Origin of the sequence: Pseudoclavibacter sp. RFBB5 (assembly GCF_002931555.1) — a bacterium.
Classification (GTDB): domain Bacteria; phylum Actinomycetota; class Actinomycetes; order Actinomycetales; family Microbacteriaceae; genus Pseudoclavibacter.
The window spans coordinates 504,054-523,220 of record NZ_PSTZ01000001.1; the positions used below are offsets into that span (position 1 = coordinate 504,054).

Annotated in this window: 17 protein-coding genes; 10 read left to right on the top strand and 7 right to left on the bottom strand. The window is 67.5% G+C overall.

Annotated elements, in window-relative coordinates:
• Positions 1–269 precede the first annotated feature (269 nt).
• On the top strand, positions 270–1,691 hold the full coding sequence (locus C5B97_RS02400) for a phosphatase PAP2 family protein (protein ID WP_258067836.1): 1,422 nt from the start codon (positions 270–272) through the stop codon (positions 1,689–1,691).
• A gap of 137 nt (positions 1,692–1,828) precedes the next feature.
• On the opposite strand, the gene C5B97_RS02405 is transcribed toward C5B97_RS02400, so the two are convergent.
• Positions 1,829–3,475, bottom strand: a complete 1,647-nt coding sequence (locus C5B97_RS02405) for a cell wall-binding repeat-containing protein (RefSeq protein ID WP_104310521.1) — start codon at positions 3,473–3,475, stop codon at positions 1,829–1,831.
• A gap of 386 nt (positions 3,476–3,861) precedes the next feature.
• On the opposite strand from C5B97_RS02405, the gene C5B97_RS02410 reads away from it, so the two are divergent.
• The 4 genes from C5B97_RS02410 to C5B97_RS18065 all read left to right on the top strand — a co-directional run bounded on the left by C5B97_RS02410 (position 3,862) and on the right by C5B97_RS18065 (position 6,703).
• On the top strand, positions 3,862–4,797 hold the full coding sequence (locus C5B97_RS02410) for a hypothetical protein (RefSeq protein ID WP_146080700.1): 936 nt from the start codon (positions 3,862–3,864) through the stop codon (positions 4,795–4,797).
• A gap of 554 nt (positions 4,798–5,351) precedes the next feature.
• On the top strand, positions 5,352–5,738 hold the full coding sequence (locus C5B97_RS02415; RefSeq protein WP_104310523.1) for a VOC family protein: 387 nt from the start codon (positions 5,352–5,354) through the stop codon (positions 5,736–5,738).
• 3 nt (positions 5,739–5,741) lie between these two features.
• The gene (locus C5B97_RS02420; RefSeq protein WP_104310524.1) at positions 5,742–6,296 is read left to right on the top strand and encodes a DUF3995 domain-containing protein; all 555 of its coding nucleotides are present in this window, start codon (positions 5,742–5,744) and stop codon (positions 6,294–6,296) included.
• Positions 6,293–6,703 carry a hypothetical protein gene (locus C5B97_RS18065; RefSeq protein ID WP_219819745.1) on the top strand — a complete coding sequence of 137 codons (411 nt, stop codon included), beginning with the start codon at positions 6,293–6,295 and terminating at the stop codon, positions 6,701–6,703. Before C5B97_RS02420 ends, C5B97_RS18065 begins: the two co-directional genes overlap by 4 nt.
• Before the next feature lie 421 nt (positions 6,704–7,124).
• Here the strand turns inward: C5B97_RS18065 and C5B97_RS02430 are convergent, their stop codons facing one another.
• Genes C5B97_RS02430 through C5B97_RS02450 form a run of 5 tightly spaced genes read right to left on the bottom strand, consistent with a single transcriptional unit; the run spans position 7,125 to position 11,691 of the window.
• Positions 7,125–7,898: an IclR family transcriptional regulator gene (locus C5B97_RS02430; protein ID WP_181026868.1), complete on the bottom strand. Its 774-nt coding sequence runs from the start codon at positions 7,896–7,898 to the stop codon at positions 7,125–7,127.
• A gap of 26 nt (positions 7,899–7,924) precedes the next feature.
• Positions 7,925–8,758 carry a 5-dehydro-4-deoxy-D-glucuronate isomerase gene (kduI, locus tag C5B97_RS02435; protein ID WP_104310526.1) on the bottom strand — a complete coding sequence of 278 codons (834 nt, stop codon included), beginning with the start codon at positions 8,756–8,758 and terminating at the stop codon, positions 7,925–7,927.
• Between the two features lie 42 nt (positions 8,759–8,800).
• The gene (locus C5B97_RS02440; protein ID WP_104310527.1) at positions 8,801–10,108 is read right to left on the bottom strand and encodes a TRAP transporter large permease; all 1,308 of its coding nucleotides are present in this window, start codon (positions 10,106–10,108) and stop codon (positions 8,801–8,803) included.
• Positions 10,105–10,632 carry a TRAP transporter small permease gene (locus tag C5B97_RS02445; protein ID WP_104251740.1) on the bottom strand — a complete coding sequence of 176 codons (528 nt, stop codon included), beginning with the start codon at positions 10,630–10,632 and terminating at the stop codon, positions 10,105–10,107. Before C5B97_RS02445 ends, C5B97_RS02440 begins: the two co-directional genes overlap by 4 nt.
• Positions 10,633–10,635: 3 nt before the next feature.
• Positions 10,636–11,691, bottom strand: coding sequence for a TRAP transporter substrate-binding protein (locus C5B97_RS02450; RefSeq protein ID WP_104310528.1), 1,056 nt, complete (start codon positions 11,689–11,691; stop codon positions 10,636–10,638).
• A gap of 134 nt (positions 11,692–11,825) precedes the next feature.
• Here C5B97_RS02450 and C5B97_RS02455 point away from each other — a divergent pair, with 134 nt between their 5' ends.
• The 5 genes from C5B97_RS02455 (at position 11,826) to C5B97_RS02475 (ending at position 17,221) form a co-directional block, all read left to right on the top strand.
• A complete protein-coding gene (locus C5B97_RS02455) occupies positions 11,826–12,845 on the top strand; it encodes a zinc-binding dehydrogenase (protein WP_104310529.1) in 1,020 nt (339 codons plus the stop codon).
• Positions 12,846–12,847: 2 nt separating this feature from the next.
• Positions 12,848–13,597, top strand: coding sequence for an SDR family oxidoreductase (locus C5B97_RS02460; RefSeq protein ID WP_104310530.1), 750 nt, complete (start codon positions 12,848–12,850; stop codon positions 13,595–13,597).
• Positions 13,594–14,235: a bifunctional 4-hydroxy-2-oxoglutarate aldolase/2-dehydro-3-deoxy-phosphogluconate aldolase gene (locus C5B97_RS02465; RefSeq protein WP_104310614.1), complete on the top strand. Its 642-nt coding sequence runs from the start codon at positions 13,594–13,596 to the stop codon at positions 14,233–14,235. The genes C5B97_RS02460 and C5B97_RS02465 overlap by 4 nt, the downstream gene beginning before the upstream one ends.
• Positions 14,232–15,179, top strand: coding sequence for a sugar kinase (locus tag C5B97_RS02470; RefSeq protein WP_219819746.1), 948 nt, complete (start codon positions 14,232–14,234; stop codon positions 15,177–15,179). Before C5B97_RS02465 ends, C5B97_RS02470 begins: the two co-directional genes overlap by 4 nt.
• Before the next feature lie 89 nt (positions 15,180–15,268).
• Positions 15,269–17,221: a beta-galactosidase family protein gene (locus C5B97_RS02475; protein ID WP_104310531.1), complete on the top strand. Its 1,953-nt coding sequence runs from the start codon at positions 15,269–15,271 to the stop codon at positions 17,219–17,221.
• A 445-nt stretch (positions 17,222–17,666) separates the two neighbouring features.
• Here the strand turns inward: C5B97_RS02475 and C5B97_RS02480 are convergent, their stop codons facing one another.
• Positions 17,667–18,833, bottom strand: a complete 1,167-nt coding sequence (locus tag C5B97_RS02480; RefSeq protein WP_104310532.1) for a TerC family protein — start codon at positions 18,831–18,833, stop codon at positions 17,667–17,669.
• Positions 18,834–19,167 lie beyond the last annotated feature (334 nt).

A 19,167-nucleotide genomic window follows, 5' to 3' on the forward strand; every position in this document is an offset into this window, starting at 1 on the left:
GACCCGTATGTTGGGGTCGTGCTCGAGGAATTCGAGGGTAACCGCTGAGAATTTCGACTTAAGCTATCTCGAGTTAGATCTCCGGGCCTTCAAAACCCGAGTGAGATACGCCTCGATGGGTCCGCACCTCAGTTCACTAGTCGTCCACCTAACGGACACTGCCGCGATTCCCCGGATCCCTACGCTCGCGGAGTTCATCCCCCGACCGTTAGGCCGAACCCCGCATGCGCATCACGACGTCTCGACGACGCCTCGCTTCCACTCTCGCTGTGACGACCGGGCTGGGGGTGCTCCTCTCCGGCTTCGGCGCGGGGGCAGCATCCGCCGCCGAGCCGTTCACCGACGACCAGCTCGCCTACGACTACCCGTCGAACGCCGAGTACGACTATGTGCCGATCATGGACCAGTTCTCCTGGCTCGTCACCGACCGCGCCGACATCATCGCGCTCAACGACAGCCAGACCGTCGACATCAACAACTCGGCCACCCCCGAGCAGGTCGAGCGCGCGATCGTCGACCAGTACGACGACATGTCCGTCTCCATGGCCGACGGACTCGGCGCGAACCTCGGTGCCATCTACGCCGAGGCGCGCCTCGCGGGCGAGCTGCCGAAGATCGACGCGCTCCTCGCGAAGAGCGGCGGCCTCGTCGGCTACTACTCGTCGTCGAACCCGTCGAAGAACTACTTCGACTACGACCGCCCCTACATCCGCTTCCCCGAGCTGCTCCAGTACCGCGACAAGGAGGGTGGCGACGCGTGGGACTCCACCAGTGGCGCCTACCCGAGCGGCCACACCTCGCAGGCGTACTGGCAGGGCACGTCGCTCTCGATGATGCTGCCCGAGCTCGCCCCGCAGATCCTCGCCCGCACCTCCGAGGCCGGCAACAACCGCATCGTCATGGCCGCCCACTACCCGCTGGATGTGATGAGCGGGCGCATGATGGGTCAGCACATCGTCGAGCGTCGCATGAGCGACCCCGCGTTCCGGGAGCTGTTCGCTGAGGCCGAGACCGAGCTGCGCGGTGTCCTCGAGGCCGGATGCGGTGCGGCACTCGCCGTCTGCATCGCCGCCGACACCCCGTACCTGTCCGATGAGGATGCGCTCGCGCTCTACGAGCAGCGCATGTCGTACGAGTTCCCGCAGATCGCGCCCGCTGGCGACACCGTCACGATCCCCGCGAACGCCGAGTCGCTGCTCATCACGAGCCACCCCGACCTCACGCCCGAGCAGCGTCGTCAGGTGCTCGAGCTCACCGCCATCGACTCCGGATACCCCCTGGACGAGGGCGCCGAGGGCAGCTGGCAGCGACTCAACCTCGCCGCCGCCATGGCAGCGCAGGTCGAGGTCAATGCCGACGGGACGATCAGCCTCGTCGACGCAGGAGCCGAGCAGCCGGAGCCAACCACTCCCGGCACGACCGAGCCAACCGAGACGCCAGCCCCGACCGCCGAGCCGACCGGCACCGCCACTGCAGCGCCCACCGCGCCGGCACCCACCACACCCTCCGCATCCGCAACGCCCACGACTGCGCCGGTAGCAGTCGGCGACAACGCAGACAGTGTCTCGGACGCCCTCGCCACCACCGGCGCCGAGAACCTCAACACCGGACTGCTGGCCGCACTCGCGCTTCTGGTCGCGGGCGCGACCGCACTGCTAGTGCGCAAGCGCGCCACGAACGCGAACGGCTAGCCTCCGCGCGGCGCCTCGCTGCTTGAGGTCCGGCGCCTTGGCGCACGCCTCGCAACCAAACGATGGCCATCCACTTCGCTCTCTGAGCGAGGTGGATGGCCATCGTTTTCTCCGCGGCACAGAGTCGCAAAGCCCCCTTACTTGATGTAGTTCTTCAGTTCCTTCTCAACACTGGTGGTGACGGCGTTGTTGCCGCCGAGGATGACGATGTTCTTGGGCTTGAGCCTCGTGAGTTCGGTTTTGATGACGTCGGGGAGGCTGTTGCCGGGGATGAGGAGGACGGGGCCGTTGTTGGCTCCGGCGACGGGTGCTCCGGAGAGGGCGTCGGGGAAGTTGGTTCCGTTCGCGATGTAGACGGTGTTGACGCCGGGCTTGAAGGTGGACTTCGAGATGGCGACGGAGGTTTGGTAGCGGTCGTCACCGGCAAGGCGAGTGGTGGTTGCCTTGGTGTGAGTGCGGAGCTGGTTGGCGACGTCGGTGGTGACGGCGTTGTTGCCGCCGAGGATGACGATGTTCTTGGGCTTGAGCCTCGTGAGTTCGGTTTTGATGACGTCGGGGAGGCTGTTGCCGGGGATGAGGAGGACGGGGCCGTTGTTGGCTCCGGCGACGGGTGCTCCGGAGAGGGCGTCGGGGAAGTTGGTTCCGTTCGCGATGTAGACGGTGTTGACGCCGGGCTTGAAGGTGGACTTCGAGATGGCGACGGAGGTTTGGTAGCGGTCGTCACCGGCAAGGCGAGTGGTGGTTGCCTTGGTGTGAGTGCGGAGCTGGTTGGCGACGTCGGTGGTGACGGCGTTGTTGCCGCCGAGGATGACGATGTTCTTGGGCTTGAGCCTCGTGAGTTCGGTTTTGATGACGTCGGGGAGGCTGTTGCCGGGGATGAGGAGGACGGGGCCGTTGTTGGCTCCGGCGACGGGTGCTCCGGAGAGGGCGTCGGGGAAGTTGGTTCCGTTCGCGATGTAGACGGTGTTGACGCCGGGCTTGAAGGTGGACTTCGAGATGGCGACGGAGGTTTGGTAGCGGTCGTCACCGGCAAGGCGAGTCGTGGCGCCCGGAACTGCTGGAGTCGACGTTGGCTTCGGAGTCGCAGTCGCCGTGGGCGTTGGCTTCGGAGTTGATGTTGCGGAGGGAGTTGGCTTCGGAGTATCCGTAACGACCGGTCCGTAGGTGACCGTGAGCGTATGTGGGTAGCTAGCGGGTGGGCCGAAGGAGCCTGAGTTGCCGAGGTTGTCGCGCAGGGGGTAGAGACTGACATCCCAGGCGCCGGGTGCTGACCCTGCGGGGATCGTGACGGTTCGCTCGTAGGTGCCGTCAAAGCTGGAGCCGGAGATGAGCGACATCTGCCCGAACCCGGCGGACTGGCCGGAGTCGTGCGACAGCGTGATGTACGGCGCTTGTGCCCCGGAAGGATCGGAGATTCTCGTGGTCACCTTGACTGTCGCGGACGACTTCGAGACATCTACGGTCTTTGGGGTGAAGTCAAACGAGTGCAGCGTGGGAGGCGAAACATCGCTCGGCCCGTTCGAGACGGTTAGCGTTTGTGGGTAGCTAGCGGGTGGGCCGAAGGAGCCTGAGTTGCCGAGGTTGTCGCGCAGGGGGTAGAGACTGACATCCCAGGCGCCGGGTGCTGACCCTGCGGGGATCGTGACGGTTCGCTCGTAGGTGCCGTCAAAGCTGGAGCCGGAGATGAGCGACATCTGCCCGAACCCGGCGGACTGGCCGGAGTCGTGCGACAGCGTGATGTACGGCGCTTGTGCCCCGGAAGGATCGGAGATTCTCGTGGTCACCTTGACTGTCGCGGACGACTTCGAGACATCTACGGTCTTTGGGGTGAAGTCAAACGAGTGCAGCGTCGGAGGCGAAACATCAGGAGCCGCTGATGCCACGGGGGAGAGGCCAACGACGGCGAGGGAAGCGAGAGCGAGGCTCCCGACCGCCTTAATCAAGAAAGCGCGCACAAGTACCTAACTTCGTTGGAGGTTCAGAACAGAGTTACGTTACTTGTTGGTGGCCACCAGGCGCTCACCTGGATATGTCCGGGTAATCGCGCGCGATCGATGGCTGGCCTCACTCGCGAGCAGTTCACCTGACTCATCCGCCAAAGCCGCTATTCTCGAGGCGTCCATTCGCCCCGAGCGGTGATTCGAGGATCCCCCACCCCGGAAGAGGTCGCATGTCCGCTGTTACGAAAGGCGCACGTCGAGTTCTGAATGCTCTGCGGCAAGTCGGCCCACGAGAGGTCGTTCCGCAACGTCGGGAAACTCCCGAGCCAGTCAACGAACCGACGACTGGGGACACCGTCGCGCTTCTGGAAGAGGCCGGTGAGCGCATCCGGCTCGATGTGCTGCGACAGCTGGATCAGAGTCGCGCTTACCAGCCATTCGTCGGTGAGGCTTCAGTCGAGCACCTTCCGATCATCATGTGTCTGTGGGATCGACGGGAGCGTTTCGAGGAGATCCTCCGGATGGTCGACGGCGTGGATGCCCCGCGGCCGTTGCGCCTGATCCTCTGGAACGACAACGAGGCAGACAGCACCTACTACCGCGAGCGACTTGAGGCCTTCACTCCTGAAGGTGCCATCGCTTCCATCGAGTTCCACTCCAGCTCGAAGAACATCCGCGGAATCGCGCGCTTCCTGGCCGTCGTTGATCTCGATCAGCAGGGTTACAGGGGGCCGATCGTCACGCTCGACGACGACCAGATCGTGCAACCCGACTTCGTGACACGGCTACTTCAGGGGTACGAGCCGCAGACGGTCAGTGGCTACTGGGCTTGGAGCTCAAGGCTCGACGACTATGGCGCGCGGCGCCAGCCTCCGGTCGGTGAGATCGCGAACTACGTCGGAACCGGCGGTGCCATCTTCGACAGTCAGATCGTGCGAGATCGGACGTACTTCACGTCCATCCCCCGCAACGGCGTGCTGATCGAGGATGTCTGGATGACGCGGTGGGCTCAGTCTCGCGGGTGGCGCACCTTCCGCGCAGACATAAATGTTCACATGGTCGAGGACGGCAGGAATCAGTTCAGCGCACTGATCCCGATCAAGATGAAGTTTTGGTTAGAGCTGCAAGAGAGATTCCCCGTGGAAGCTTCCGAATTCCAAGGGTAGGCCGCTCGATTTTCTCACTCCGGTAGAAGATTTAGAGTGCGAAGAGCCGGGTAATGCATGGGTGGGGTGGGTCATCCAGGTTCTCCTTGACGTGAATCACAGTCGATTCTTGTGATTCTCCTGACGCTCCCAGTGCATTCTTTCCCATTGGCGAGCAATGCGTTTATTGCTACAGGCTTCGACTTCCCCGACGGGCTTGCGGGGGCGGATGCGGCAGGCAAGCGGGCCATGTCCCTTTACTTTTCTCAGGGGCGCTGAGTGCCTCCGACTGCTCTTGCCGACCTGGGACGGTTGAAGATCGCTGCGCCTTCCAAAGGGACGCTGATCGGTGGACTATATGCATTGAATGCCAACGTTGAGAAGCTCGGTCGGTGTTAGTGCGACTGAGCTGACTGGGTCCCAGGTGTAGCCCGAGTGCTGGGCGTGCCTGGGGTCTAGGTCCCAGCCAGGGTGAGGCGGCGATCGACAGTGGCAGGCTCGCCCCTCCCACCGAACTCCCTCCACATCCACGCCACACTCTGGCCATCGCGGCCAGCGCGCGGTGAACTGGACCCATGCCTAAGACAACGCGCGTGATCAGCGTCTCGGTCCCTGTCTCCGATGTGGATGCGGCGCTCGCCTTCTACACGGATGTGCTCGGTTGCGAGCTCGTCATGGACGTCGAAGCGTGGCCGGGCGCCCGCTACGTCGAGGTTCTTCCGCCGGGTTCCAGCGTGGGCATCGTGCTGCTCCCGCACGACAGCGAGATCCCCATCGCCGTGCGCCTCGGCACCACCGATGCGCAGGAGGCGCACGACCGCATCCGGGCAAGCGGCGTCGAACTCCACAACGACGAAGTGCTGCGCAGGGAGGGCGTCGAGCCGATGTTCTCGTTCACTGACCCGGACGGCAACGGGCTCGTCTACCTGGAGGAGCCGGGCGACCAGACGCCGGGGGAGTAGGGGATGGGCAACGTCGCGCGAAGCGATCGAGCGGCGCGAACAGCCCGAAGCCCCCGCGCTGCCAGCACCCGCCGCACCGCGCGCATCCTCGTGCTCATCGCCGCCGCGATCGGCGTCGTGCACGCCGCCTTCAGCGCGTACTGGGCGCTCGGCGGAACCTGGCTGCTGTCGACCATCGGGGCGATCGCCGTCGAGTTCTCGAGGCGCGAACCAGTGGAGTCGGGCCTCATGCTCGGCGCGGTCGCCCTCGTGAAGGCCCTCGCCGCGCTCATCCCCGTCGCCGTCGACGCGCAGCGGATGCCGTGGCCCAGAGCCTGGCGAGCGATCAGCTGGGTGGGCGGCGGCGGCATCGTGCTCTACGGACTCGTCAACATCGTGGTCAGCGGCGCGGTGCTGCTCCGCATCCTCGTCCCGGAAGGCGGCTACGACCGCGACGCGATGATCGGCCACGCGCTCCTCTGGGACCCGCTCTTCCTGGTTTGGGGGCTTGCCCTCACCGGCTGGCTTTGGCTCACGAGGCCAGTTGGCAAGGCGGTGTCATCCGGGTCTGCCTCGTGACGCTCGCCGCATCCATCGCCGCGTTCGACCACATCATCCCCATGGTCGGCCTCGCGCTCATCGTCGGCATCGACCGCTTCATGTCGGAGGGCCGCGCGCTCACCAACCTGACCGGTAACGGCATCGGCACGTTGGTCGTCGCCCGGTGGACGAAGGCCCTCGACCGGGACCGGCTGCAGGAAGTGCTCGACAACCCGAACGACGTCGACGTCGAGCACCTCATGAGCCTCGACGGGGAAGACGAAGCCGAAGCACGGGCCGAGGGCGAGGACAACCTCGAGCTCGCCTCCGACAGCATCGACCGGAAGACCGAGTTCGCGGTCGACGGGCCGGGACAGGACCGAGCCGACGCTGTCGGCCCCTCGGAGCGCCGTGGATCGTCCAGCGAGTCGAGCTCGCGAGGCTGAGTCCGCGGCCCCACCCTGACCAACTTCAGTGCTCATCGAGCCTGTTCCGGGGCCGAGCGCCCCGAGCCGACGCTTTGGGCACTGAAGTTGGTCATCGGTGTCTCCAGCCCGCGGTGTCTCGCCGCTGTGTCGCGGACGTCGGCGACCGGGCCTCGAGCTGGCGGCGCAGCGGTTCCGCCGGGCCGTCGCTCCGGGACCGCTGTCCAACATCAGTGCTACATGGGCGATTTCTGGCGGATGAATCGTGTCATCGGTCGAATCTGCACTGATGTTGGACAGAGCCCCCGCCACCCGCCGCCGCCACCCGCCACCCGCGGACCCGCCACCTGCCGCCCCGTCGCCGGGCCCGACAAAGAAGAGACGCCCGCCGCCAGCTGATGCTGGTGGCGGGCGTCTCTGAGCTGCAGAAGCGCTCGCAGCCTTACACGCTCGGCGCCCCGAGCTCCCGCGAGATGCGGTCGGCCGCGGCGATCGCGGCGGGCGCGAGTTCCTCGATGGTGTGCCCGGGGTACTCGAGCTCGATCGACGACACGGAGAGTCCGTGTGTCACGGCGCCCGTGTGGTCGCGGATGGGTGCCGACACGCACACGGTGCCGCTCTCGTTCTCGCCGAGGTCGGTCGCGTAGCCGCGAGCCCGCACGCGTGCGAGCTCCTCGTGGAGGGCGTCGAGGTCGGTGATCGTGAGGTCGGTGCGTCGGGGGAGACCCATGCGCTCGGCGAGTGCGTCGACCCGTTCGGGTGCCCAGTCGGCGAGCACGACCTTGCCCATACCGGAGCTGTGCATGGGCACGGCGAGGCCGACGCGGGATCGCATGCGGTACGGCTTCGCGGCGTCTCGGCGGATGACGTAGACCATCTCCGAGTCGGTTGCGACGCCGACGTGGATGGTGCAGTCGACCTCGGCCGCGAGCTGCTCCACGAGGGGGGCGGCGACGCTGGAGATGTCGACGCTCGCGAGCGCCCGGCCGGACAGCGCGAGCAGGGTCGGGCCGGCCCGGTAGCCCTGCTCGGCGCTGCCGCCGAGGTACTCCTGCGAGACGAGGGTGGCGAGGATGCGGTGCACGGTCGCCTTCGCGAGCCCGGCCTCCGCGACGATGTCGGTGAACCGCGGGTGCGCGAGTGCCGCCGCGAGCACGCGCAGCGTCTTCTCGCTGGCCCCTGCAGATGGTGCGGGGGAGCGGTCCACGTCGTCCATGATGACCATCCTCGTCGTCTCCGTCATCACCGCATGTCGGTGATCGGCACAGAGTCCATGTCGTCGAACGACTGGTTCTCGCCGGCCATCGCCCATACGAACGAGTAGCTTGAGGATCCTACTCCGGAGTGCAGGGACCAGCTCGGGGAGAGGACGACGTCGCCGTTCGCGACCATGAGGTGGCGGGTTTCCTTGGGGGCGCCCATGAGGTGCACGACCCGCTGGTCGTCGTCGAGGTCGAAGTAGTGGTAGACCTCGGTGCGGCGGTCATGGGTGTGGGCGGGCATGGTGTTCCACATGCTGCCGGCGTGCAGGCTGGTGACGCCCATGACGATCTGGCAGCTCTTGACGCCGTTCTCGTGGATGCACTGGCGCAGTGTGCGGCGGTTGGAGGTGACCTGGTCGCCGAGTTCGCGGATCGTGCCCTCTTCCGGGGTGACGAGCGTGTTCGGGTAGGTGGTGTGGGCGGGTGCGCTGAAGCCGTAGAACTTGGCGGGGTCGGCGGCGTCTGCGCTTTCGAAGGTCACGTCGACGGTGCCGCGGCCGAGGTACAGGACGGCCGTCTTGGCGAGCTCGTAGCGTTCGCCGTCCGCGACGATGGTGCCCGTGCCGCCGGTGTTGACGAAGCCGATCTCGCGGCGGTCGAGGAAGTTCTCGCTGCGCAGCTCGTCGACGGTCTCGAGCTTGAGGGGCGCGTCGACGGGGACGGCGCCGACGGTGACGACGCGGTCGAAGTGCGTCGAGACGATGCGGATCTCACCGGGGGTGAGGAGCTGCTCGACGAGGTAGCGGTCGCGGAGTCCCTGCTGGTCGAGGGTGGGGATGTCTTCCGGGCGGCCCGGACGGTACTGGTGAGACAAGGGGATGCCTTTCGTTTGCGGTTGAGGTCAGGGGTGGTCGGGTCAGACCAGGCCGAAGAGGCCCGGCAGCCAGAGCGAGAGCTGCGGTACGAACACGACCAGGAACAGGACGACGATGAGCGCGAGGAGGAAGGGGAGGAGGCGCATGATGACCGGCTCGAGCCTCACTCCCGCGACTTGCGCTCCGACGAACAGCACGGGTGCCGATGGCGGCGAGATCACACCGATCGAGAGGTTCATGACCATCATGATGCCGAAGTGCACGGGGTCGACGCCGTAGGAGATGGCGATGGGCAGGAAGATCGGTGTGAAGATCAGGATGGCCGGGGTCGGGTCGAGCGGAATACCGATGATGATCAGCACGATCATCATGATGAGCAGCACGACGACCTTGGAGTCGGTCCACCCGAACAGCGAGTCGGCGAGGATCTGCGGCAGGCGTGCGTAGGTCATGACGAAGCCCATGATCGACGACACCGCGATCAGGAAGATGACGATGGAGCTGGTTCGCGCGGACTCGAAGAGGAGGCGCGGCAGGTCCTTCACGGACACCGTCCGGTAGATGAACGACAGCAGCAGGGCGTAGACGACGGCTACTGCAGAGCCCTCAGTCGGGGTGAAGAACCCGGCGACGATGCCGCCGATGGCGACGACGATGAGGCCGAGCGCGGGGAGCGCCTTCAGGAAGGTGCTGACGATGACGCCGAACGCTGGCAGCGGCTTGCCGCGCAGCTCGGGGTGCTTGCGGGCGTAGAAGAAGACGACCACGGCGCAGGCGAGTGCCCAGAGGGCGCCCGGGATGTACCCGGCGACGAACAGGGCGCCGACCGACGTTCCACCCGCCGCGAGCGAGTAGATGATGAGCGTGTTGCTCGGCGGGATGATCATGCCGGCGGGGGCCGAGGCGACGTTCACGGCAGTGGAGAACGCGGGGTCGTAGCCGTCCTTCTTCTGCATGGGCGCCATGGTGGCGCCGACTGCGGAGGCCGTGGCGACGGCGGATCCGGAGACGGTGCCGAAGATCGCGTTCGCGATGACGTTGGTCTGCGCGAGCGGCGCGGGCATCCGCCCGACGAGCACTCGGGCGAGATTGATGAGCCGTTCCGCGATGCCGCCGTTGTTCATGATGACGCCCGCTAAGACGAAGAACGGGATCGCGAGCAGGGCGAACGAGTTGGCGCCGCGGAACATCTGCTGGGCGCTGGTGATGGCTCCGTTGTCGAAGCCGAGGATGAGGAGCATGCAGAGCGCCGAGGGCAGTCCGATGCTGATGGAGATGGGCGCACCGAGCGCGAGCAGCAGGACGAGCCCGCCGACGAGGATCAGTGCGATGAGACCTGGCTCGATCATATGGATGCGGCCTCCGGGTCCTCGTGCCCACGCGACCTGACGGAGTAGCCGGGCGAGAGCGTGCGTGAGATGTGCAGGACGATGTAGAGCGAGAAGAGGATGCCCGCGATGGGCAGGGCCAGGTAGAGCTGGCCCTGCGTCACCGGGAGGATGGGGTTGGACTGCCCCCAGGCGAGGATCGCCTGCTTGCCGCCGCCGTAGACGAGGGCGTAGAGGACGAACGCGAGGGTGGCGAGGTAGGCGACGATGTCGGCTCCGCGCTGGAGCTGCCTCGGCAGGCGCTCGACGAGGAAGTCCATGACGACGTCAGCCTTCTGGCCGACGACGACGGCGATGCCGATGAAGCTGACCCACACGAAGGTGAAGCGTGCGGCTTCCTCGGTCCACGCGCTCGGTGCGTTCAGCACGAGTCTGGTGAACACCTGCCACACCACGAGCAGCAGCAGCACGCCGAAGAGCGCGATGACCAGTGCTTTCAGGATGCGTCCGAACCACAGCTCGACTGCGGCGGCGGCTTGCTTCACGAGCTAGCTCCTCGCTGCTTCGATGGCGTCGTAGATGGCCTGCGTGCGCTCGTTCGTGACGCGCTCCTCGTGGAGCGGGAGGGTCGCTTCGCGGAACGTCTCGACGTCGACCTCGTTGAACGTGGCGCCGGCCTCTTCGGCCTCGCCCTTGGCGGCGTCGACTGCCTCGGCGAAGAGCTCGAGCTCACGGTCGGAGCTCGCTGCGAGCAGGTCCGTCATCGTGGCCTGCACGTCCGGCTCGATGCCGTCCCACACCGTGGTGCCCGCGATGAGGTAGTCGGGCATCATGAGGTGCTGCGTCTGCGAGTAGAACGGCGCGATCTCGTCGTGCGAGAGGCTCGAGTAGATGAGCTCGTTGTTCTCGGCGCCGTCGAGCACGCCCGACTGGATGGCCGTGAAGACCTCACCCTGGGCCATCGGCGTGCCGACGCCGCCCATGAGCTCCATCATCTTGACGTTCGTGTCGGAGCCGATGACGCGGATCTTCTGTCCGGCCAGGTCGGCGGGCGTCTCGACGGCGCCCTTGCTCGAGTACACGTTGCGCACGCCGCCGTGGAACGCGGACAGCACCTTGATGCTGTCGTCTTCGACGGCGCCGTACAGGTCGCCCATGATGGCGTCGTCGTTGAGCACCTGCATCTGGTGCTCTGGCGAGTCGTAGAGGTAGGGGAGGTTCACGACGGAGAAGTCGGGCTCGAAGTTCTCGAGCAGCGAGCCTGCGATCATCGCGAAGTCGATGGTGCCCGACTGCACCTGCTCGATCGTGGATGCCTGGTCGCCGAGCACCTCGTCGGTGTAGAGGTCGAGGGAGAAGCGGCCGTCGGTCGCCTCGTAGAGCTCGTCGGAGAACTCGAGCAGCGCCTGCGCCTGGGGGTGCTCGACGCTCTGGTTGAAGGCGACCCGGAAGGCCTTCTCGCTGCCCATGAGCTCGCCGACGCCTGGTTCCGCTCCGCCTTCAGTGCCGCCGCCCGCGCCGCTGCCAGAGCATGCGCTGAGGGTCAGTCCTGCGATTGCGACGCCTGCGATGGCGCCGATCTTGCTGATCTTGCTGATCCGCATGGTTCCTCCTCGTTGAGTACTGGCGGCGCTTGCCTTTGCGCTCGCCACGACCGCTATAGTAGCCAGATGAAACCGAGTTCCGCCAGTCGGACCTCGCAACGGAAACAAGTTTCACCGAGCAAGGGAGCACGGGAGTGAGAGCAGCGCAGTACAGCGGCGAGCACCGCATCGTCGTCAACGAGGTCGAGGCGCCAGCGCCGGCCAGCGGCGAAGTCCAGATCCGGGTCGCCTACACGGGCATCTGCGGCACCGACCTGCACGTGCTGCACGGGTCGATGGATGCACGCGTCGACGTCCCGCAGGCCATCGGCCACGAGATGAGCGGCACCGTCGAGTCCGTCGGCGAGGGCGTCACCGCGTTCGCCGCCGGCGACAAGGTCACCGTCATGCCCCTCGACTGGTGCGGCACCTGCCCCGCCTGCAAGGCCGGCAACTCGCACATCTGCCAGAACCTGAACTTCGTCGGCATCGACTCGCCCGGCTCGCTGCAGGAGCTGTGGAACGTGCGCGAGGACCTCGTCGTCCCGCTGCCGGCATCCCTCTCCCTCGAGCACGCCGCACTCGTCGAGCCGCTCGCCGTCGCCTGCCACGACGTGTCGCGCTCGCGGCTCACCGAAGGCGAGACCGCCGTCGTCATCGGCGGCGGCCCCATCGGCCAGCTCATCGCGCTCGTCGCCGCCGCCACCGGCGCGACCGTGTACGTCATCGAGCCCAACCCCGAGCGTCGCGCGCTCGCCGAGCGCCTCGGCGCCCGCACCATCGACCCGACCACGAGCGACGCGGTCGCGATCATCGACGAAGCGACCGGCTCAGCCGGCGCCGACGTCGTCTTCGAGGTCGCCGGCGTCGCCGTCACCGCCCTCACCGCCGTCGACTACGCGAAGGTCCGCGGACGCGTCGTGCTCGTCGCCATCCACCCCAACCCGGTGCCCATCAACCTCCACCGCGTCTTCTGGCGCGAGCTCGAGCTCATCGGCGCCCGCGTCTACGTGCGCGCCGACTTCGAGCGGGCCATCGAGCTGCTCGCATCCGGCGCCGTCCCCGCCGACGAACTCATCACGAGCGTCGTCGGGCTGAGTGAGACCCAGTCGGCCTTCGACCAGCTGTCGGGTGCCGCCGCCATGAAGATCCTCGTCAACGTTCAGGAAGGCTAACCATGACCAGCTTCGACCTCACCGGAAAGACCGCAGTCGTCACGGGAGCCCGCCGCGGCATCGGCCTCGGCATCGCCACCGCCCTCGCCGAAGCCGGCGCAGACATCATCGCCGCCTCCTCGCAGCAGGAAGCCGACGGGGGCGAGGTCGGCGCGCGCGTCCGCGCCCTCGGCCGCAGCTTCGAAGGCCACGGCGTCGACTTCACCGACCGCGCCGCGGTCGAGCAGTTCGGCGACGCCGTCAAGCACGCCGACATCCTCGTCAACAACGCCGGCACCATCCGCCGCGCACCAGCGGCCGAGCACTCGCTCGACTGGTGGGACGAGGTCATCCAGGTCAACCTCTCCAGCCAGTTCGTGCTCAGCCAGATCGTCGGCGGCGCGATGGTGGAGCGCGGCGAGGGCCGCATCATCTTCACCGCGAGCCTCCTCAGCTTCCAGGGCGGCATCAACGTGCCCGGCTACACCGCATCGAAGTCGGCCATCGCGGGCCTCGTGCACGCGCTCAGCAACGAGTGGGCGGCGCGCGGCGTGACCGTCAACGCCATCGCCCCCGGCTACATCGCCACCGACAACACGGAGGCGCTGCGCGAAGACAGCGACCGCTCGCGCTCCATCCTCGAGCGCATCCCGGCCGGCCGCTGGGGTGAGGCCGACGACCTCGGCGGCGCCGCCGTGTTCCTCGCGAGCCCCGCCGCCGCGTACGTCACGGGCGTCGTCCTCCCCGTCGACGGCGGGTGGCTCGCGCGATGAGCTCCCTCTTCGAGGGGCACCCCATCGTTCCCCTCTCCACACCGAGCACCACCGCGCAGGCGGAAGCGCTCGCCGACGGGCTCGTCGCCGGCGGCATCGGCATCGTCGAGATCGCCCTCCGCGGCGACGGGGCGCTCGCCGCGATGCGCCACATCGCGGGCCGCCCCGACCTCATCGTGGGAGCCGGCACGGTCCTCGACGTCGAGCAGGCGCAGCAGGCGCTGGATGCGGGTGCCCAGTTCCTCGTGTCGCCCGGCCTCTCGGCCGACGTGGTGCGCGCCGGACAGCGCGCGTGCGTGCCCGTGCTCCCCGGCACCCTCACGCCAACCGACATCACGGCGGCCCGCGAGCTGGGGCTCACGCAGCTCAAGCTGTTCCCCGCCGGAAACTTCGGCGGGCTCGCGCTGCTCGGCACCTACGCGTCCGTGTTCCGCGGCATCACGTTCATGCCGAGCGGCGGCATCACGCCCGCGAACCTCGCCGAGCACCTCGAGCATCCGGCCGTCTTCGCCGTCAGCGGCAGCTGGCTCGGCGGCGCGAAGCTGCTTGACGCCGGAGCGGATGCGGTCGCCGCGGCGGCACGCGAGGCGTCAGAGATCGCCGCCCAGGTGCTGCAGGCCAAGGCGGCCGCCGCGTGAGCGGCATCGTCACCATCGGCGAGGCGCTCGGGCTCGTGCTCGCGCGCCGCGCCGGCGGCTTCGACCTGCAATCGGACGCGGAGATGAGCTTCGGCGGCGCCGAGAGCAACGTCGCGATCGCCGCCGCCCGCCTCGGCAGCGAGGTCGCCTGGATCGGACGGCTCGGCGACGACGCCATCGGCAACCGCATCCGTCGCACCCTCCGGGCCGAGCAGGTGCAGCTGCACGCGCGCATCGACGCGGATGTTCCCACGGCGCTCATGGTCAAGGACCGGCCACGCCCAGGGCACAGCCGCGTCACCTACTACCGGCACGGGTTCGCGGGCAGCCGCATCACCCCGGCCGACGTGCCGAACGACGTGATCGCCGGGGCAGACGTGCTGCACGTCACCGGCATCAGCCTCGCCCTCAGCGACAGCTCGGCCGAGACGATCTTGAACGCCGTCCGGTTCGCCCGCGAGCGCGGCGTGACGGTGTCGTTCGACGTCAACCACCGCAGCAAGCTCTGGTCGGCCGAGACCGCGGCGCCCCGCTACCGTGAGCTCGTCGCGCTCAGCGACATCGTCTTCGCCGGCGACGACGAGGCCGCCATGATCGTCGGCGAATCCTCGCCCCTCGAGCAGGCCCGCGCCCTGCAGGCCCTCGGGCCCACCCAGGTGCTCATCAAGCGCGGCGAGCACGGCGCATCCGGCGTCGACGGCGAGCTCGAGCTCGAGGTGCCCGCCTACCGTGTGGACGTCGTCGACACCGTCGGAGCCGGAGACGCGTTCGCCGCCGGCTACCTCGTCGAACTCACCCGCGGCGGCACCCTCGAGCAGCGGATGCTCACCGCCGCCGCCTGCGGAGCCTGCGCGTGCCGCGCCGACGGCGACTGGGAGTCGCAGCCGAGCTGGGGCGACGTGCGCGGCCTCGTCGAAGGCTCCGGCGACGCCGTCCTCCGCTGAGCCGCGGCCCGCCAGCCCGCCAGCGCCTCACCGCACCTCACCGAAACCGAACCCCTGCCGACGCAGACAGAAGACTGGAACACGCCCATATGACCTTCGAGATCGGCGACGAGCACTTCCTCCTCGACGGCGAGCCGCACCGCGTGCTCTCCGGGGCCCTGCACTACTTCCGCGTGCATCCCGAGCAGTGGGCTGACCGCATCCAGAAGGCGAAGCTCATGGGGCTCAACACCATCGAGACGTACGTGGCGTGGAACGCGCACGAGCCCCGCAAGGGGGAGTGGGATGCGACGGGCTGGAACGACCTCGGGCGCTTCCTCGACCTCATCGCCGCCGAGGGGATGCACGCCATCGTGCGGCCCGGACCGTACATTTGCGCCGAGTGGCACAACGGCGGCCTGCCGACCTGGCTCACGGCGATGCCTGGGATCGGGCTGCGCCGGTCGGAGCCCGCGTACCTGTCCGAGGTGGAGACGTACCTGCGGCGCGTCTACGACATCGTCGCACCGCGGCAGATCGACCTGGGCGGGCCCGTGGTGCTCGTGCAGATCGAGAACGAGTACGGCGCGTACGGCAACGACACCGCCTACCTCGAGCGGCTCATCGAGGTCACCCGCGAGGCTGGCATCACGGTGCCACTCACGACGATTGACCAGCCCACCGACCAGATGCTGAGCGACGGCAGCGTCGCAGGCGCCCACCTCACCGGCTCGTTCGGGTCGCGCGCCGACGAGCGCCTCGCCACCCTGCGACGCCACCAGCCCACCGGCCCCCTCATGTGCGCGGAGTTCTGGGACGGCTGGTTCGACTGGTGGGGCGCCTTCCACCACACGACCAGCGTCGAGGATGCGGCGCGCGAGCTCGACGCGCTCCTCGCCGCCGGCGCCTCCGTGAACTTCTACATGGTCCACGGTGGCACCAACTACGGCCTCACCAATGGCGCCAACCACAAAGGCCGCTACCTGCCCATCGCGACGTCCTACGACTACGACGCCCCACTCGACGAGGCCGGCAACCCGACACCCAAGTTCTTCGCGTTCAAGGACGTCATCGCGAAATACGCGGACGTGCCCGCCGAATCGCCGGCCGCCGGCGGGCCTGCGCCCGAGTTCACGGCTCCGCTCTCCGTCGTTGCGGCGGATGCGTGGCTGCCGACCGTCTCGGACGCCCGCGCCGGCTCGCCCGGTTCGGCTGCATCGGCTGCATCGGCTGACACTGCTCGCTCGGCCGGTTCGGCTGGTTCGGCTGCATCGGCTGACGCCGCTCGCTCGGACGGGACTCTCGCCTCGCCAGCGACGTACGCCGTCCCACCGACCTTCGACGCGCTGCAGCACCTCAGCGCGCTCATCAGCTACGAAGTCGAGCTGCCCGACGCATCCAAGCCTCGCCTGCTCGAGTTCGAGGAGGTGCGCGACCACGCATGGGTCTCGGTCGACGGCATCCCCATCGGCACGCTCTCGCGCACCCTCCACGAGACCGCGATCGTCGTCCCGCCCGGGCAGCGACTGCGCGTGCTCGTCGAAGAGCAGGGCCGCGTGAACTACGCCGAGCGCATCGGCGAGGAGAAGGGCATCATCGGCACGCCACTCCTCGACGGGGTACCGCTCGAAGGATGGACGGCGACCCCCATCGACGTCGCCGAAGCCGGAGTGGCGATCGCCGCGGCCGGGGCTGACCTCGCCGCTGGTTCTGCTGGTGCTCCTGCCGATGTCGGTGGTGCTGGCCTCGCTGCCGCCGACGCATCCTCGTCACTGGCTCATCCCGGGACGCCGCTCGGGCTCACAGGCCTTCGCGGCGAGTTCGAGCTCGAAGAGCCGGCGGATCTGTACCTGGACACCTCGAAGTGGGGCAAGGGATACGCGCTCGTCAACGGCTTCCTGCTCGGGCGCTACTGGCGGAGCGGGCCGCAGCAGACGCTCTACGTGCCGGGCTCGGTCCTCAAATCCGGCACGAACACGATCTCGGTCATCGAGCTCGAGGTGACGGCGTCGCCCGTCGCCCGCTTCGTCGCCCAAGCCGCCCTCGGCCCCCTCGAGGAGTAACCCCGCCGCGCGCTCGCCCCGCGCGCCGCATCCGCATCGCTGCCAGTCGAATGGCCCTTCTGGGAAGTCCAGAAGGGCCATTTGGCTGGCAGTGCTTGCTTCTCGGCGGCGCTCAAGGGCCACTTGACTGGCAGCGATCACCGGGAGGGGGTAGGGGGCATTCGGCTGGCAGCGTTGAGATGGGCGCTCGCGAGGTGAGTCTCCTCCGCCCTCTCGCCTCTCGCCTCTCGCCTCCACCTTGCCGATCTTTCGGGGCGGGGCAACGCGCCGTGTCCGCATCGCTGCCAGTCGAATGGCCCTTCTGGGAAGTCCAGAAGGGCCATTTGGCTGGCAGTGCTTGCTTCTCGGCGGCGCTAAAGGGCCACTTGACTGGCAGCGGCGGCGGATGAGCGGCGCTAAGGGGCCACTTGACTGGCAGCGATCGCCGGGGAGGCGGCACTTGCCGCTAGGCGTCGTTGGATCGCCCGCCGGTGCGGGTCGCGTCGCTCGAGGACGTGCGGGTCGCCTCGCTCGAGGATGAGCTGGACGCCTCGCCCGAGGTCGGGCTGATGCTCGCGCGCGCATCCGTCGCATCCGTCGCAACCCGGGCATCCGTCGCGTCGGCGGCCGTCTCGATGGGCTCGTCCTGCACCGTGGAGCGCTCGGACTTGCTGCGGTCGTTCCGCGTCTTGAGGAGGCTCGCGATCGTGGCGACCGCGATGGTCGCGCCGATGAACGTGAGCGAGAACCAGATCGGGATCTCGGGCACCCACAGCAGCGGCTCGCCGCCGTTGATGAACGGCACCTCGTTGACGTGCAGGGCGTGGAAGACGAGCTTCACGGCGATGAAGCCGAGGATGACGGCGAGGCCCTGGCTGAGGTAGACGAGGCGCTCGAGGAGTCCGCCGATGAGGAAGAACAGCTGGCGCAGGCCCATGAGGGCGAAGGCGTTCGCGGTGAACACGATGTACGCCTCGTTCGTGAGGCCGTAGATGGCGGGGATCGAGTCGAGGGCGAAGACCAGGTCGATGAAGCCGATCGCGACGATCGTGAGCAGCATCGGGGTGACCCAGCGCTTGCCGTCCTTCTTCACGGTGAGCTTGTCGCCGTGGTACTCGTCGGTGACGGGCAGGATGCGGCGCACGAAGCGCATGAACGCGTTGTTCGAGGGGTCACCGTGGTCGCCCTTGATCTGCTGGTAGGCGAGCACGAAGAGCAGCGCGCCGAACAGGTAGAAGACCCAGGAGAAGTTCTCGATGAGGGCGGCGCCGACGGCGATGAACCCGCCGCGCATGATGAGCGCGATGACGATGCCGATCATCAGCACCTTCTGCTGGTAGATCTTCGGCACCGCGAAGCCGGTCATGATGATGAGGAACAGGAAGAGGTTGTCGAGCGACAGCGCCTTCTCGGTCAGGTAGCCGGCGAAGTACTCGCCGCCGTAGCGCCAGTCGGTGACGAAGCCGATGCCGACGCCGAACAGCAGCGCGAGGCCGATGTAGAACGCGGACCAGCGCGCGGATTCTCGGATGGTCGGCTCGTGCGGCTTCCGCACATGGGCGAAGAACTCGTAGACGAAGAAGCCGATCGTCACGGCGATCGTGATCAGCCAGACAGAGGTCGTGACCTGCATGGGGGTACTCCAAAGGGGGATTGGTGTTCGACAACGACACCAAGGTCTCCTCCGCCCCGACCAGATCAGCGACGCTGACCTGGTGGAACCGGCGCCCCGGAACGTGGAATCACGCTCGTATTGACGGGCACACCGCAGACGGGAGTACTCCCCTTGCTTCGGGAGATAGTAGACGGACTTCCGCAGAGGAAACCTGGAAGAACTCCTTCGCGGGCCTGGCTCGAGCCTGCCTCCTTCTGCTCGTAACCGGATGGGATGCGGGCTTGACGCCGCACCCGAGGCCTGAGCTAGTCTTGAATCCCGCATTGGCAATCGGTTGCCGCATGCGTAGAAG